This window comes from Aminobacterium mobile DSM 12262, assembly GCF_000526395.1.
Classification (GTDB): Bacteria; Synergistota; Synergistia; order Synergistales; family Aminobacteriaceae; genus Aminobacterium; species Aminobacterium mobile.
Window position 1 is genome coordinate 20,940 of sequence record NZ_JAFZ01000002.1, and the last position, 15,765, is coordinate 36,704.

The 15,765-nt window shown below is 44.4% G+C and carries 12 protein-coding genes and 1 tRNA gene; 2 read left to right on the top strand and 11 right to left on the bottom strand.

The genetic code is table 11. The features are described from left to right. Positions 1 to 3 precede the first annotated feature (3 nt). The 8 genes from K360_RS0106890 to K360_RS0106925 form a co-directional block, all read right to left on the bottom strand. Positions 4 to 1,479, bottom strand: coding sequence for a pyruvate carboxylase subunit B (locus K360_RS0106890; RefSeq protein WP_024822430.1), 1,476 nt, complete (start codon positions 1,477 to 1,479; stop codon positions 4 to 6). Between the two features lie 18 nt (positions 1,480 to 1,497). Further along, positions 1,498 to 2,346, bottom strand: coding sequence for a nucleoside triphosphate pyrophosphohydrolase (mazG, locus tag K360_RS0106895; RefSeq protein WP_024822431.1), 849 nt, complete (start codon positions 2,344 to 2,346; stop codon positions 1,498 to 1,500). Next, positions 2,343 to 5,483, bottom strand: coding sequence for a transcription-repair coupling factor (gene mfd / locus K360_RS0106900; RefSeq protein WP_024822432.1), 3,141 nt, complete (start codon positions 5,481 to 5,483; stop codon positions 2,343 to 2,345). Before mfd ends, mazG begins: the two co-directional genes overlap by 4 nt. A gap of 66 nt (positions 5,484 to 5,549) precedes the next feature. After that, on the bottom strand, positions 5,550 to 6,152 hold the full coding sequence (pth, locus tag K360_RS0106905) for an aminoacyl-tRNA hydrolase (RefSeq protein WP_024822433.1): 603 nt from the start codon (positions 6,150 to 6,152) through the stop codon (positions 5,550 to 5,552). A gap of 6 nt (positions 6,153 to 6,158) precedes the next feature. Beyond that, a complete protein-coding gene (locus tag K360_RS0106910; protein ID WP_024822434.1) occupies positions 6,159 to 6,824 on the bottom strand; it encodes a 50S ribosomal protein L25 in 666 nt (221 codons plus the stop codon). 49 nt (positions 6,825 to 6,873) lie between these two features. Next, positions 6,874 to 7,842 carry a ribose-phosphate diphosphokinase gene (locus K360_RS0106915; RefSeq protein WP_024822435.1) on the bottom strand — a complete coding sequence of 323 codons (969 nt, stop codon included), beginning with the start codon at positions 7,840 to 7,842 and terminating at the stop codon, positions 6,874 to 6,876. Continuing rightward, a complete protein-coding gene (gene glmU, locus K360_RS0106920) occupies positions 7,842 to 9,245 on the bottom strand; it encodes a bifunctional UDP-N-acetylglucosamine diphosphorylase/glucosamine-1-phosphate N-acetyltransferase GlmU (protein ID WP_024822436.1) in 1,404 nt (467 codons plus the stop codon). The genes K360_RS0106915 and glmU overlap by 1 nt, the downstream gene beginning before the upstream one ends. Positions 9,246 to 9,321: 76 nt before the next feature. Further along, a tRNA-Gln gene (locus tag K360_RS0106925) sits at positions 9,322 to 9,396 on the bottom strand. A gap of 164 nt (positions 9,397 to 9,560) precedes the next feature. Between K360_RS0106925 and K360_RS0106930 the strand changes: the two genes are divergently transcribed. Continuing rightward, positions 9,561 to 9,827 carry a hypothetical protein gene (locus K360_RS0106930; protein WP_024822437.1) on the top strand — a complete coding sequence of 89 codons (267 nt, stop codon included), beginning with the start codon at positions 9,561 to 9,563 and terminating at the stop codon, positions 9,825 to 9,827. Here K360_RS0106930 and ade read toward each other — a convergent pair. Next, entirely contained in the window at positions 9,804 to 11,531 is a 1,728-nt protein-coding gene (gene ade / locus K360_RS0106935) for an adenine deaminase (protein ID WP_024822438.1), read from the bottom strand. The two genes, K360_RS0106930 and ade, sit on opposite strands and share 24 nt — an antisense overlap. Before the next feature lie 105 nt (positions 11,532 to 11,636). Between ade and K360_RS0106940 the strand changes: the two genes are divergently transcribed. Then, complete coding sequence (locus K360_RS0106940; protein WP_024822439.1) at positions 11,637 to 12,707, top strand: hypothetical protein; 1,071 nt, start codon at positions 11,637 to 11,639, stop codon at positions 12,705 to 12,707. A 90-nt stretch (positions 12,708 to 12,797) separates the two neighbouring features. On the opposite strand, the gene glmS is transcribed toward K360_RS0106940, so the two are convergent. Together glmS and galU are read right to left on the bottom strand one after the other, a co-directional pair. After that, positions 12,798 to 14,630, bottom strand: coding sequence for a glutamine--fructose-6-phosphate transaminase (isomerizing) (gene glmS, locus K360_RS0106945; RefSeq protein WP_024822440.1), 1,833 nt, complete (start codon positions 14,628 to 14,630; stop codon positions 12,798 to 12,800). A 220-nt stretch (positions 14,631 to 14,850) separates the two neighbouring features. Further along, positions 14,851 to 15,756 (bottom strand): UTP--glucose-1-phosphate uridylyltransferase GalU, encoded by a 906-nt coding sequence (galU, locus tag K360_RS0106950; protein ID WP_024822441.1) that lies wholly within the window; start codon positions 15,754 to 15,756, stop codon positions 14,851 to 14,853. Between the last annotated feature and the right edge of the window lie 9 nt (positions 15,757 to 15,765).

Here is a 15,765-nt window from a genome sequence, read left to right on the forward strand (position 1 = left end):
CCTCTACACGGGATATCCAGCTCCATCGACAAAAGTCTCAAGACCTATATCCCTCTTCGTTTTCTTTGCATATTTCTTCATAAGGAAATCCTTCGCTACAGCTGGAAACATCACGTAAGAGACAGCATCTTCCGGCTGAAGCGCCCAAGGAGCCACAGCTTCCCTTGCTTCCTCCATCTCTGGAGCGATTTTTTCTCCGGGACGACACGTAATAGGAACCTCATCGCCAATGGCTTTCTTTTGTATCTCAAGGTCAACATCTGCTGGAGGGCGCCCGTAATAGCCGAGGAAGTAGTTCCGAACCTCTTTAGGGATGATTTTCCAGCGCTCCCCCACTAATACATTGAGAGTAGCCTGAGTTCCTACTATCTGACTCGTCGGAGTAACGAGAGGAGGATATCCCATTTCTTTCCTCACTTTCGGAACTTCCCGCAACACCTCTTGTAAACGCCCCAACGCATTTTGTTCTTTAAGCTGACTTACCAAATTCGAGTACATTCCGCCAGGAATCTGATAAATCAAGACATTTATATCTACGCCGGATAATCCCACAAAAATATCTTTATACTTTTCCTTAATAGACTTAAAGTGGTTTGCCACCGGCACTAATTTGTCCAAACTTAATCCTGTATCATATTCCCCGCCAGCCAAAGCTGCGGCAACAGATTCTGTAGGGGGTTGGCTTGTCCCCATCGAGAAGGGAGATATGGCACAATCCACTACATCTGCTCCAGCTTCGATGGCAGCCAGATACGCCATGGAAGCCATGCCGCTCGTATAGTGAGAGTGAATCTGAATGGGAAGTCCCGTCTTCTTCTTTATGGCTTTCACAAGTCTCGAAGCGTCAACAGGACTCAATAAACCAGCCATATCTTTAATACAAATAGAGTCTGCGCCCATCTCTTTCATTTGAGAAGCTAACTCAGCAAAGGCAGAAAGGGTATGAACTGGAGATAACGTAAAAGACATGGATAATTGGAGATGAGCCCCCTCTTTTTTGACCTGATCAGCAGCTATCTCCATATTCCGCAAGTCATTTAAAGCGTCAAAAACACGAATGATATCAAGGCCATTTCCTACAGCTCGTTTAACAAACTCCCTCACTGTATCATCTGCATAATGGCGGTATCCCACAACATTTTGACCTCGAAGCAGCATCTGCAACTTCGTTTTTTTGAATCTCTTCCGAAGCATTCGCAATCTTTCCCACGGATCTTCGTCTAGGAAGCGCATACATGTATCAAAGGTAGCTCCTCCCCAGACTTCCAAAGAATGGTACCCGATTTCATCCATCTGTTCAGCAATAGGAAGCATATCTTCAATCCGCATTCGGGTAGCCATAAGGGATTGGTGAGCATCACGCAAGGCGGTCTCAGTAATTCCCACCTTCTGAGCATTTAATACTTCAAGCCCTTGAACCGTGGGGTTCTTCGTACTTTTGCCGTTCTTGACAGTATTTTTTCCATTTCCATCTTTCATGACTCCACACAGCCTCCATTACAGTAATGATGAGTCGCTTGCCTCTTTGTTCTTATCCGTAGCGGAATTGGAACCTTTTACCTCACGCCAAAATCGATCCAGTTCTTCTAAATTATAATCGTTCCACTCTTTCCCTGCCTCATGAACCATATTCTCTACTTGACGGAATCGAGATTCGAACTTTTTATTAGCTCGCTGCAAGGCTACATCGGGGTTTACCCCTAGATGCCTCGAGAGATTCACTACGGCGAAGAAAAGATCTCCGATTTCTTCTTCCACACTCTCTTGACTTTCCTTAAAAGATAGGGCATCTCTCACTTCTTGAAGTTCTTCTTCCACCTTTTCTTGTAAGGGAAGCACATTTCCCTGCTCCCAATCAAACCCCACATGGGCGACCTTAGCCTGCATACGATATGCTTTAAGTAAAGGAGGTAAACTCTCTGGGATACCTGCTAAAATCGACGTGTCCTCTCGTTTCTGAATATTCTTCTCTGTCGCTTTTATCTTCTCCCAGTTAGCTAAAACATCGGCACTCCCTTCCACTTTTGTTTTTCCAAAAACATGGGGGTGCCTGCGTATGAGCTTATCACAAATTTCGGATATTACATCTTTTATATCAAAAAATCCTTCCTCCTGGGCGAGCTGAGAAATGAAAACTATTTGAAGGAGTAAGTCACCTGACTCTTCTTTTATATCGTCCACATTTTTATTCGTGATAGCATCAACTAACTCATACGCTTCCTCTACTATATGGCTCCTCAGACTCTCAAAAGATTGCTCTCGATCCCAAGGGCAGCCTTCAGGAGAGCGAAGCTGTGCCATAATATGTACCAATCGATCAAATGCTGCGTCAACAGAAGTGTTCATGCTTGTACCTCCATATCCTCTCTACGTTCAGACAAGAGAGCTTTTACGGCTTTTGATACATCTGCCATTCCTCTATACCCACCTGGTCCAATAAGACGCTGTGCGAAAAGAGCCCATCCCTTACAACTCTTCAGAAATTTACGAAGTCTTTCAGCCTTCAAGATAACGATTGTCTGCTCCAAATCCGATATGACTGAAGAAATACCTGCTCGGCTTCCGGCAATTCTGACCATTGTCATATCTATAAGGAAGGAGAGTGGATCTGGTAAAGGACCAAAACGGTCACGTACTTCTTGCCGGATGTGTTCCAATTCTAGCCAATCATTTTCTTTCAACAATCTTCTATAAAGAGTGATGCGAATATTTTCTTGCGGAATATACGCTGAAGGGATTGCCCCTGTAAGCTCGCTTTCCAAAGAAACCTCAGGGAAAATTTCTCCCCTGACCCTCGTTATTTCTTCTTCAAGCATCTTATAATAAAAACAATACCCAGTCCTCTCCTCCTGCCCATGTTGAGAGGTCCCTACTAAATCGCCTCCACCACGTATCTGCAGATCCTGTAGAGCTAACGAGTACCCTGAACCTACATCAGAAAAGGTTGAGATAGCATCAAATCGTTCCCTCGTCTCCTTTTGCAATGCGAGATGCTCTGGATAGAAAAAGTATGCAAAAGCTCCTTCTTCCCGCCTACCTACTCTTCCCCTAAGCTGATACATCTGGGCTAATCCTAATTCTTGCGCGTCATCAACTATAAGTGTATTTGCTCGAGGAATATCCAAACCACTTTCTACAATAGTAGTACAAAGCAGGATATTTATTTTCCCATTATAAAAATCGAGCATTGTCTTTTCCAACTCTTTTTCCGCCATTTGGCCATGAGCCAATGCTATGGAAGCATCAGGAAACATGCTTTTTAGTTCAGAGAATTTTTCTGAAAGACGATAGATACGATTAGAGACATAAAAAATTTGTCCCCCTCTATTCAACTCTCGTAAAATAGCACGTCTCACTGTTTCCCGCCGTCTTGGCCCCACCATCGTTACTACAGGCAAACGATTATGGGGAGGAGTCGCTATAACAGAGAAGCTTCGTAATCCTCGCAACGAGAGAGAAAGTGTGCGTGGGATAGGGGTTGCTGAAAGAGTGAGAACATCTATTCCTTCCCTCGTATTTTTTAGCTTTTCTTTGTGCATAACACCAAACCGATGTTCTTCATCTATAATCAACAAGCCAAGATTCGCAAATTCTATATCCTTTTGAAGAAGACGTTGCGTCCCAATTAATATATCTACAACTCCCTTTCGAGTATCCTCCAAAATCTTTTTCTGCTTTGATAAAGAAATAAAGCGGGATAAAACCTCCACTCGAATGGGGAACCCACTCATACGACTACGAAAAGTATAGTAGTGTTGTTGAGCTAAAATTGTTGTAGGAACAAGTACTACCACTTGCTTCCCGGCTTCTGCCGCTTTAAAAGCAGCTCGCATAGCCACTTCGGTTTTGCCGAATCCCACATCCCCTACTAAAAGTCTATCCATAGGATAGGGGCTCTCCATGTCTTCTATAATATCTTCTTCTGCCTTAAGTTGATCTGCCGTTTCTATGTAAGAAAAAGCTTCTACAAATTGACGATACATATCAGTAGATGGAGGGAAAGCAAAACCTTTTATCATTTCTCTTTTTGCATAAAGCCGAATAAGGGCTCGAACTTCCTCTCGAACTCTCTCCTTCGTTCTCTCTACAGCTTTTTTCCACCTTGTTCCTCGCAGAGAATCAAGAACTACGTCAGAAGTGGCATCTTCTGGAAGCGGCGATATTTTATAGACTTGCATAAAGGGAACAAGAAGCCTTTGATCATTGGCAAATTCAAGCACGAGAGAGTCTAAGGATTCCCCCCCAGACGTAATTTCCTCTACCCCCCTATAAATGGCTACTCCATAGTCTTCATGGACTACTAGCTGGTTCTCAGTGAGCCGTTCTTTCCATTCAGAGGGGATAGACCTCCAAGGTTTACTGCTTCTAGTAACAGTCATGCCAGCTATCTCAAAATCGGACACAACCACTATCTTTTTTCCAGAATCTATAAAACCTCTTGAGAGAGCGCCGTCTTCAAAATGAGCTATAGATTGAATTTGAGGATCATTTTTCAAGACAGTGCCGGTAGAAAAGACATAAATAGAAAAACCTTCAGTCTCCCAATATTGACAATTCCATCGAAATTTCTCTGCATCTCCTCTAAAATGAGGGCACTCTTGAACAGGTATAGGCACCTCTGACAAAGCTACAGCTGAACTTACTCTTATCTTAGGCCATTTCGAAAGGGATACAAGCAAATCAGTCCACTCTGGAAGGGGCATTGTGCGCGCCTCTTCCCTTAGATCCTCCCACAACCAACGATAGGATTCAGCTTGGTTTTCGAGTTGCATTGGTTCAAAAAGAACAACATGACATTCTTCTGGAAGAATGGCATCTATAGGAATTTCTCGAGCAGTACGTATACTATGAATGCTAACACTCTCGAGCCTCGCTGCGCTTATCTGGCTCTGCGGATGAAAGGAACGCAAACTTTCGACAGCTTCATCAAAAAACTCGATGCGTATGGGGAGAACATACGACGGATCATAAATATCTACAATAAAACCTCGAACAACAAATTGACCGGGGGCCCATACCAAATCCACTCTCTCATAGCCAGCCCCTTCAAGCCATCGGATAAGAGTACTTCGTATCTGATCACTCTTGACATTAATGGGGAAAAAATCTCTTCCTGTCAGGAAGGGGCACAGCAAACTCCCAGGAGAAGCTACCAGGACTCCTCCTTCTTTCTTCCATTGCAACAACACTTCTCCTCGCTGAAGGCGAAGAGATTGGCTTCGTACCCCCTCTACACTGAGGGGAAGCTCATAAAGAAGATGGCTCTTTTCTCCCCCCCACAAACAGTCCCAATCCGCTACAAAATCTTCCGCTTGGCGCTGATCAGGACATACAACAAGCAGAGGGACCTCCGCACCACCGAGAACCCAGGGACGAGCTCCGCCTTCTAGCGGCAAATGTACCTGGGCACCTCTTTTCCATACCCCTTCATTGAGACTCCATAAATACCCACTTTGATGACTATAGGTAGAGGAGAACATCATTATTCAATCTCATCCTTTTTCCAAACAAAAACAAAGAAGTGGCGAGACCAAGGCCCCGCCACTTCGCTACTTCTCTTCCAGCCCCTTGATGGGGTTTATGTTATCTCTAGAATTGATTTGGCTCATGGCCAATTGACTCTCTTCTGTCAGCCAGAGTTCCACTGCATTCGCAGCTTTATGAAGAAATTCTGGCAACTGTTCTCGCTCATGTGAAGGGAATGTTCCCAAAACCCACGAGACCATATCACGTCCCATCGGAACAGCTCCAACACCTAGACGAAGACGTGGTACGTCAAGAGTTCCAAGCGCACCAAGCACCGAGGCAAGGCCATTATGCCCCCCAGCCGAGCCTTTTATTCTCAACCGCAAACGGCCAAAAGGCAAGGCTACGTCATCACTAACCACCAAAACAAATTCAGGTTCGATGTGATAATAACGACATACCTGAGAAACCGCTCTGCCACTTAAATTCATATAGGTAAGGGGTTTTAAGAACAAACAATCCGTCACCCCTACTTTTCGCGGCCCCCAAAACATACCATCATACTTCAAAGAAGACTTGCCAAGAGAAAAACGTTGAATGACCTGGTCAAGCGCAAGCCACCCTATATTATGACGTGTCCAAGCATATTCTGGCCCTGGATTACCTAAACCAACGACGAGACGCAAAGGATTCTACTCCTCTTCTTCCTCCGCTTCCTTGGCCTTACCCTTAGCCACCACTTCAACTTCACCGGGAGCCACTTCTTCCTCGACTTCGGGCTCTTCTTCTATCTTGGGTAAGCCTACGGTAACTACCATATCTTCAGGGTCTACAAGCAACTCAGCACTTTCCGGAAGAGGAAGCTCTTTTAAGTAAACACCCTCGTTCAAATCAAGATTTTTCACGTTTATAACGATAGAATCAGGAATTTCCTGAGGCAAAACATCTATCTCCACCTCATATAACAGCTGCTCTACTACTCCGCCAGATTTCAAGCCAACACAAACCTCTCGTCCCTCAAGAACGATAGGAACATTAATACTAACCTTGCGGCCTCTCATGAGCTGGAAGAAATCCACATGAAGAATATCGTCATTCAGGAAGTTCTTCTGCACATCTCTCATTAAGCACATTTCCTCTTTGCCATCAGGAAGAGTTACATTAAAACGAACAGTTTCCCAATGTCCCGAACGGACGATTGCCGCAATATCCAAAGCTTTTACCTTAACAGGAACAGACTCCTTATATTCGGGGCCATAAAAAACAGCCGGAATGTATCCTGTCGGCCGAAGTTTCTTTACGGCTTCTTTCCCTTTCTCATTTCTCGCCTCGAGAACTAACTTGACCATGTCAGCCATCTACAAACATCCTCCTTCTACAAAACAAATCGCTGCTGCGAACAAATAATTAGCTGAACAAACTGCTCACAGAGCGGTCACTATGCACTCGGGCTATAGCTTCTGCAAACAATGGAGCAATGGACAACTGTGTAATTTTATCTAACTTTTTGCTTTCAGGCAACGGGATTGTATCTGTAAGAATAACCTTATCGATATCAGCTTTTTCCAATCTTTCAATAGCAGGCCCTGACAAAACGCCATGGGTAGCACACGCATACACTTTATCTGCTCCTCGCTCTTTCAAGGCAGCCGCAGCATTGCAAATAGTACCAGCAGTATCGATAATATCGTCAATAAGGATAGCTACTTTTCCCGTTACATCTCCTATGATCTCCATCACTTCACAAAGGTTGGCCACATCATGGGATCGTCGTTTATCCACAATAGCCAAGTCAGCATTGAGAGTCACTGCAAAACGACGTGCACGAACCACTCCTCCAACGTCTGGAGCTACAACTACTACTTCTTCCCTCTTTATCTCGCTGGGGAACTTCTCTTTAAAATAGTTAGCCAGAAGGGGAACGCCAGTAAGATGATCCACAGGAATATCAAAAAAGCCCTGGATCTGCCCTGCATGTAAATCAGCCGTGATTAACCGACAAGCACCGCTATGCTCCATCAGGTTAGCCACGAGTTTGGCAGATATAGGATCACGAGCCTTTGTCTTACGATCTTGACGAGCGTATCCAAAATAAGGAGTTACCACGTTAATACGATAAGCAGATGCTCTCTTCAAAGCATCTAACATAATAAAGAGTTGCATAAGATTATCATTCACCGGTTCACACGTAGGTTGAACTACAAAAACATCTGCTCCTCGAACACTTTCTTCAATCGATAGCCCTATTTCTCCATCTGAAAAGCAGTAATGTTTGGCCCGGGAAAGCTCTACCCCCAGCTCCGCGCAGATTCTTCTGGCGAACTCCGGATGGGCGGTTCCCGAAAAGATTTTTAGATCCCTGGAACTGGAACCCATCACTCCTTACCCCCTTCTTTTCTGTTGCCTTGACGGCGTACAACCCAGTCCTCTACGTTTTTCTGTCTAGCTCTAGCAACAGCCAAAGCCCCCTCGGGCACATCTTGTGTAATAACAGATCCTGCTGCCGTGAAGGAGTTGTCGCCAAGAGAGACAGGGGCTACAAGCATTGTATCGCTACCTACAAAGCATCTATTTCCTATATGCGTCGGGTTTTTGTTGGTTCCGTCATAATTACATGTTATAGTTCCTGCCCCAATATTAGTATCGCAACCAATTTGAGCATCGCCAATATAAGAAAGGTGCGGAACCTTGCTCCCAGAACCAATGGTGCTTTTCTTTATCTCAACAAACTTACCTACAAAAGCTTTTTCACCAACACAAGCATTATCTCGAATAAAAGCAAACGGGCCAATTGTAGCATGATCTTCTACACAGCTAGACTGAATTGAAACAAAGTGAATAATATCTACAAATTGACCTATTTTCGTATCGCGAAGAATTGTGTGGCTGCCAATGTAGCTCCCTTCTCCTACTTCAGTGGAACCATAAAGTTGAACAAAGGGATCTATCCAAACGTCCCCTTTAAAAGAAACCCGCGGTCCGATAAAAACAGTATCCGGACTGGGACATTTTACCCCTAACTCCATCCAATAGTGCACTATGCGTTTTCTTACAATAGCAGTAACCGCTGCTAATTGTACAGGGCTGTTGACTCCTTGAAAATCTTCTTCATTGTCGAAACAAACAGCCTCTACATGCTGTTTTTGATCTGATAGAAGTCCTACCACATCAGGAAGGTAATATTCTTTTTGCGCATTCTCATTTGCCAAAGAGTCTATATGAGAAGCCAAAGCCAAAGTATTAAAGAGGTATATCCCGCTATTGACTTCAGTTATTTTTCTTATCTCTGGAGTTGCATCTTTTTCTTCTATGATCGAAATAGCACCGTTAGTACGGGTAACTCTTCCATATCCGGCAGGATTTTTAGCGTGAAAACTGGCAAAAGTGCACAGAGAAGAAGACTCAAGATGGGTACGAACTAAAAGGGATAAGGAATCAGGCTGTAACAGAGGGGCATCGCCAGGTATAACCAGTACGTCTGAAAAAGAACTCCACCACTCTCTAGCTACTTGAACAGCATGCCCAGTTCCTAACTGCTCATGTTGCCAAATGGAACAAACGTTTGGACATGCTACAGAGAGATACGACTCCACGTTCGTACCACCATGTCCAATAACTACTGCTACGTCAGAAAGACCTGCGTTATGCACTGCCCGAAGAGGATAAAAAAGAAGGGGCTCTCCTAAAATTGGTTGCAGCACTTTGGGTAAATCACTTTTCATTCTCGTTCCTTTCCCCGCAGCGAGAATTAATACCCCTATAGAGCGATGATTAGACACGTCCCCATCCCCTTTTCTGTCGGTTAAAAAGCACAAAAGAGGGGAACCAACGGTCCCCCTTGCTGAAATCCTAAAATGGCTGGGGTGGCTGGATTCGAACCAGCGATCACGGATCCAAAGTCCGCCGCCTTGCCGTCTTGGCTACACCCCAGTATGAACGCCGGTAAATATACTAGCAGAGGTTTCTGTCATGTCAAGAACTGGTTTCAAAAGTTTCTCTTTTTTTATAAGAAAAACATTATCTTTCTTGAATGTCAATACACAAAGTTAGCTATATACTAAAAGAGAATTCTGCTCTTACCTGGGGGGACAATTATGTTTAGAGCTTTCAACTCTTTTTTAATGCCTGCAAAAACATTGCTTATTTGCAATGTTGCTTTTTTTATTCTATCACTTATTCTCGCAACTATAGGTTATCGATCTAAAGGTAAAGGGAAAATGCTTATTTCCATAGCCCTTTTCCTCTTTTTTGCGGGGCTTGCTACCACTTCTTTTTATTTATTCATCTACGTAGCAAAATGGATTGCCTGGGCTCCCCTCATCCCAGGTTTGCTTCTTCTACTTATCCTCCGCAAAAAGTGACATTGCCCCTCCTCTATTAAGATCCACATATCCCTGGTCAGTAATTTTTAATTCAGGAATGACACTAAGCGATAAAAAACTCATGGCCATAAAAGGATGGGGCAGCTTTGTTCCAAGAGAAAGAGCCCCTTTCTCCACTTCATTCAAACCATTAATAACATCTCTGGCAGAACCATCGCTCATCAGACCTCCTACTGGAAGAGGGAGATCTGCTATCGTCTTTTGTCCACGAACGGCTAGCAACCCTCCCCCCAGATAGGATAACTCGTTAAGGGCATAGCGTATGGATATATCATCCATACCAGCAGCAATATAGTTATGAGCGTCATGCGCGACAGAAGATGCAATAGCCCCCTCTTTAATACCAAGTCCCATAACAAACCCTACAAAAAAGCGATTGCTCCCACTATTTTTATCTACAACCACTATCTTCGCCAGATCTCTATTTGCATCAGCTACAATCTGCCCTTTGTGAACAGTAGGGGTCTCTATACGATGATCTGTAACTACTTGTCCTGCTTTGAGTCCCAATACCCGTATTTGAGAGGATAAAGACGATTTTACGCGAATTTCTTCAAGAGATGGGATGTGTAAAGCTCTTGACGCTAACGGATACGAATGACGTCTGGGAAATGGCACATTCAACAGGGCGGAGTTACGCACAACAAACTCTCCATTTTTCCAAACATGTATAGGCTGACAATTTTCCAAACTATCTAGTAATACCATATCTGCTTTATAGCCTGGTGCAATTGCGCCTCGATCCCATAGCCTAAAATATTGCGCTGGTGATAAGGTAACCATACGAAGAGCTGTGAGAGGAGAAAGCCCTGCTTCTATCGCAAGGCGGACCTTTTGATCCAAGTGACCACATGTTTCTATGTGGTTCGCTGTAAGATCATCACTTACAAACATGGCATGAGAGGATCGAGCTTCGTTCTCTTTGATAATAGGTAGAAGTTCTTGAAGGTTATGCTCAGTCGCTCCTTGACGAATCATAAGCCACATTCCCCTTCGCAACTTCTCTACGCCCTCTTTACAAGTAGAACTTTCGTGATCACTAGCGCATCCACTTAACAGATATGCACACAAATCCTTTCCTGTCACACCGGGAGCATGTCCACTTCGTACCTCATTCCATGATACCAAAATTTTCCCCCAAACGCTCTCTTCTCCATGAATAACTCCTGGATAATTCATCACTTCGCCTAATGACTTGCACCAGCCTTCCTCATAAGAGTTTTTAATAGCGAGTGCGTCCAATGGCTCTTTGGGGGTTTCAAAAGGAGATGCAGGCACACAAGAAGGCGCCGCAAAATAAATATCGATAGGAAGGTCACGAGATTCAAGGTACATGTATTCTAATCCCTTCATACCGCAGGTATTAGCTATTTCATGAGGATCAGCCACTACCGTTGTTGTGCCGCAAGGCAACACCATCTCGGCAAATCCAGCTGGAGTAAGCATCGTGCTTTCTATATGGCAATGCCCTTCAATAAAGCCCGGAGCTAAAACGGCCCCCTCTGCATCGACTTCCATTAAACCTTTATACCCCTTACCTACCCCCACTATGGTACCATCATATATAGCTACATCGGCTTGTTCATAATCTAAGCTGAACACATTAGCGATGCGGCTATTTTTGATTACAAGGTCGCATGGAAGCTCTCCTCGTGCCGCCGAAAGCATCTTTTGAATGTTCATTTTAAAAATCACCTCTCAAATAGTCTTCTAAAAAGCTGTTTATCTTTTGATATTTCCTTATAATAGACTATAACAACGTTAACGGTGAAAGAAGGGATAGAATATATGCGTCATCTCAAAAAAATATTCGTTATGACTTTTTCTCTCTATCTATTAGCTACCCTCTCCTCCTGTGTTGCAGCAGAAACGTTACTATACACACTTTACATACCCTGCAAAATTGGCGCTTCTGCATATGCTATAAGACCTGACGGCTCCAAAACAGACTTGGGAACCATTTCGTCCATACCAGAAACCACCCGATGGCCCAGTTACACAGCCAGCGGGTGGGGTAAGCCAGGGACAGTATGTGCTTCAGCTGTTAATGCTATACATTTACTCTGCTCCATCGAAGATGAGAAAGGCCGGACCATCAGCATTTTACCTCAGACTACTGTAGCTCCAGCGGCAGGGAAAAAAACTTTTTTTACTGTACGTTCTGATGCCGGTACAGGAATTTTCGGCGGATGGGCACCACCTGTAGGTACAAAGGTTTATGTCCGCCGCCCAGACGATAGACAGGCTCTTCTCTCTTGTGAGAATATGCCCGTAGAGGGCGATATTCTTGTTATTCCTGTGGAAGAAACAGCCTCTCTTCCGTACATCGTGGATATAGAAAATCGTCCAGGTGGTCGTATTATCGCTTGGTACTCTCAAGGACCTCAAATCGTAGCTAGAGTCATTCGTCCAATTTACGGGACCGGCCGTTTTGAAGGAACCCTCTTCCAACGAGGAAGTCGCATACGAGCTAACCATACAGGAGTCATCGATATAAGCACATCACCTCGGGGAGAAATTGGAGGGTTTCAGATCATGCCTCTCCTTCACGGTGCCTCTTCTGAAATGGCTTCTGCTTGGCAATTGACCCAATGGATGATTATTGCTTCTACGAGTCATAATACCCTAGTGGGTACGACACCTCTCTTCTCAGACGGTCTAGTCCCTGGCACGCAACTTCAAGACAAGCTTTGGGATATATGGTCCACCTATGAACGCCGGCCTCTCATTCTCTGCCGTTTAGATGGTGCCCCATGGCAATTTTTCCCTTCTGTTTCTGGTCGGCAAGATAAGGCTCTTTACAATATGACTCACATTAGAATATATTACCCTGCTACCAAAGAGCCTCTACAAAAGTAGTCTCCACAAAGAAAAGATAGGTATATAACAAAAAGGCTTCTACCTAAATACACGAGGCAGAAGCCTTTACTTTACTGCAAAAGAGCTTTATTACTCGACTGTAACGCTTTTGGCCAAATTACGAGGTTGATCGATGTCGCATCCCCGTACACGAGCCATATAATATGCAAAAATCTGCAACGGAATAACCGTCATAAAAGGAGTTAGCTCCTCTTCTGTTTGAGGCACAGAAAAAACATGATCTGATATTTCATCTACGTTTTTATCCCCCAAAGTACCTATAGTAAAAATTGGAGCCTTTCTGGCTTTCGCTTCTAAAATATTCGAAAAAGCTTTTTCATAAAGTTTATCCCGTGGAGCAATCACTACCACTGGTACATCCTTTTCAAGCAGAGCTATAGGACCATGTTTCATCTCGCCGGCAGCGTAAGCTTCAGCATGCACATATGATATTTCTTTTAACTTCAACGCCCCTTCTAACGCTATGGGGAAAGAACGGCCACGACCGAGATAGAGAAGATCCCGAGATGTTGCATATCTCTCAGCTATACGTCGAAGCTCTTCCTGTCGTTCCAGTATCCCCTCTATCTGATATGGCAATTTCTGAAGACCATCTACAAGCCTTTTCTCCTCAACTGAAGAGAGAGTCCCACGCAGTTTAGCAATATAGATAGCGAGCACGTATAGCACCGCAAGCTGCCCGGTAAACGTTTTCGTAGCTGCTACTCCTATTTCAGGGCCTGCTTTCAGCAAGAGGACATCGTCTACTTCTCGAGCCAAAGATGATCCTTGAGCATTCGTCACCGCCAAACATCGGGCTCCTCGACTTTTAGCCATCCGCTCTGCAGCAAGAGTATCCGCTGTCTCTCCAGATTGAGATACAAAAATCGCCAACGTATCTTCTCCTATAGAAAGAGGTCTGTATCGATACTCAGAAGCCACATCCACACGAATATCTAGGTCCGTAATCTCCTCAAGAAGCCTTTCCGCTACCAGTGCCGCATAAAACGAAGTACCACATGCCACGATATGGAGGCGCCTCCACTTTTGAACCGAAGAAGCGGGAACATGGAGCTCCTTGGAAAGATCCACTTTTGAATTGCAGATACGCCCCTCTAGAGAACTCCTTAAAACAGCACCCTGCTCATTGATTTCTTTAAGCATAAAGTGCGGATAGCCACATTTATCTACCATGGAAAGATCCCATTCTATACGATGGAATTCTTTTTTTATAATTGAACCAGACTCATCCCAAAAGGACACTCCCTTTGGGGAGAGACAGGCAATATCCCCGTCGTTCATATAGTACACATTTTGAGTATATGGCAGGAGAGCAGGGACATCGGAAGCACAAAAAGCCTCTCCCTCACCGTTACCCACAACGAGAGGAGAACCCTTTCTAACACAATAGATCGTATCTGGCATGTCCTTAACGAGAATAGCTAGCGCAAAAGAACCCCTTAACTGAGCTCCTAGCTCCACCAAAGCCTGAACCATATCTTTTTTACTTCCATAAATTTTAGCAAGAAGCTGGGCAACTACTTCCGTATCTGTTTCAGTTAAGAAAGAAACGCCCTCTGATTCAAGTGCTTTTCTTATTTCAATATAGTTTTCGACAATTCCATTATGTACTAAAACAATCTGCCTTTTGCAGTCGCTATGAGGATGAGCATTGACCTGAGTTACACCACCGTGGGTAGCCCAACGAGTATGGCCAATGCCAAGATGCCCACCGATACTACGGGTAGAGATAGCCTTTTCAAGCTCAGAAACCTTTCCCACCTCTTTGAGCACCTGAATATCTTTACCGTTGTTTACAGCAATTCCAGCCGAATCATACCCTCGATACTCCAAGCGCTTCATGCCATCTATAAGAATATCTGGCGCATTACGCTGCCCTACATATCCAACAATCCCACACACTGAACAGTGCACCGCCTTTCGTACAGGCACACGAAAACCATCTGTTCTTATTGTCCCGGAGATCGCTCCCCGGTTTTGTAGAACAGTTTATTGGCTTGGCTTTCAGAGCCATGGGGGCATCCGCCGAATATTCGATAATCCCCCAACCTCGTCAACTGGCCATAAAAACCAGTCCTGGCGCTACCTTCTCCCGCAATAATTTTTTATTGCCTCAGCACGTTTATTTGTTTTCGCTATTTGTACATTTCTCACCCCTTTCATAGTTTTCCACACTTTCTAACACTATTTTCCGCAGGTCTGGGTCTTTGAGAGCCATCTCCACGTTAGCCTTGAGCCAGCCCTTTTGTGTTCCACAATCAAGCCGTTGCCCTTTATACACGACACCCCATAACTGTTGTTCTTTTGCTAGCTGTCTTAATGCATCTGTAAGTTGAATTTCACCTCCTGCACCAGGTTTTGTATTCTTAAGAATGGAGAAAATTTCTGGAGCAAGAATATAACGCCCCATAATCGCCAAATTGCTCGGCGCTTTTTCAGGCGAGGGTTTCTCCACAAGATCGTGAATTTTGAAGAGGCCTTCTGACACTTTTTCTGCCTGAACAACTCCATAGCGAGCTGTCTCCTCAGAAGGAACTTCTTCCAAGGCTATAACACTTCCACCCCATTTTTCATGGACAGCAATCAACTGGGAAAGAACTGAAGGCTGGGCTACCATCACATCATCAGGAAGTATGACTCCGAAATACTCCCTGCCACAGAAAGGTTCCCCACACAGAACCGCATGCCCTAACCCTAACGGTTCAGGTTGCCTCGTATATACGACCCTAGCCATTTCAGGTATTTTTCGCACAAGACGGAGCATATCCATCTTTCCTCGTTCTTCCAATATCTTTTCTAATTCCCAAGTTCGATCAAAATAATCTTCAAGAGATCTTTTTGACCGGCTGGTTATAAGGACAACGTCTGTACACCCAGCAGCTACTGCTTCCTCTACCCCAAAAGAAATAATCGGCCGGTCTACAAGCGGTAACATTTCTTTAGGAATATCTTTTGTTGCGGGTAAAAATCGTGTCCCCAATCCCGCAACTGGGAAAAGACATTTTCTAACTGTTTGGAATTCACCCATAAGAAAAAA

Excerpts from the sequence above, each read along its gene's own strand:
- K360_RS0106890 (WP_024822430.1), bottom strand. The coding sequence starts at position 1,479 with ATGAAAGATGGAAATGGAAAAAATACTGTCAAGAACGGCAAAAGTACG.
- mazG (WP_024822431.1), bottom strand. The coding sequence starts at position 2,346 with ATGAACACTTCTGTTGACGCAGCATTTGATCGATTGGTACATATTATG.
- mfd (WP_024822432.1), bottom strand. The coding sequence starts at position 5,483 with ATGATGTTCTCCTCTACCTATAGTCATCAAAGTGGGTATTTATGGAGT.
- K360_RS0106910 (WP_024822434.1), bottom strand. The coding sequence starts at position 6,824 with ATGGCTGACATGGTCAAGTTAGTTCTCGAGGCGAGAAATGAGAAAGGG.
- K360_RS0106915 (WP_024822435.1), bottom strand. The coding sequence starts at position 7,842 with ATGGGTTCCAGTTCCAGGGATCTAAAAATCTTTTCGGGAACCGCCCAT.
- K360_RS0106930 (WP_024822437.1), top strand. The coding sequence starts at position 9,561 with ATGTTTAGAGCTTTCAACTCTTTTTTAATGCCTGCAAAAACATTGCTT.
- ade (WP_024822438.1), bottom strand. The coding sequence starts at position 11,531 with ATGAACATTCAAAAGATGCTTTCGGCGGCACGAGGAGAGCTTCCATGC.
- K360_RS0106940 (WP_024822439.1), top strand. The coding sequence starts at position 11,637 with ATGCGTCATCTCAAAAAAATATTCGTTATGACTTTTTCTCTCTATCTA.
- galU (WP_024822441.1), bottom strand. The coding sequence starts at position 15,756 with ATGGGTGAATTCCAAACAGTTAGAAAATGTCTTTTCCCAGTTGCGGGA.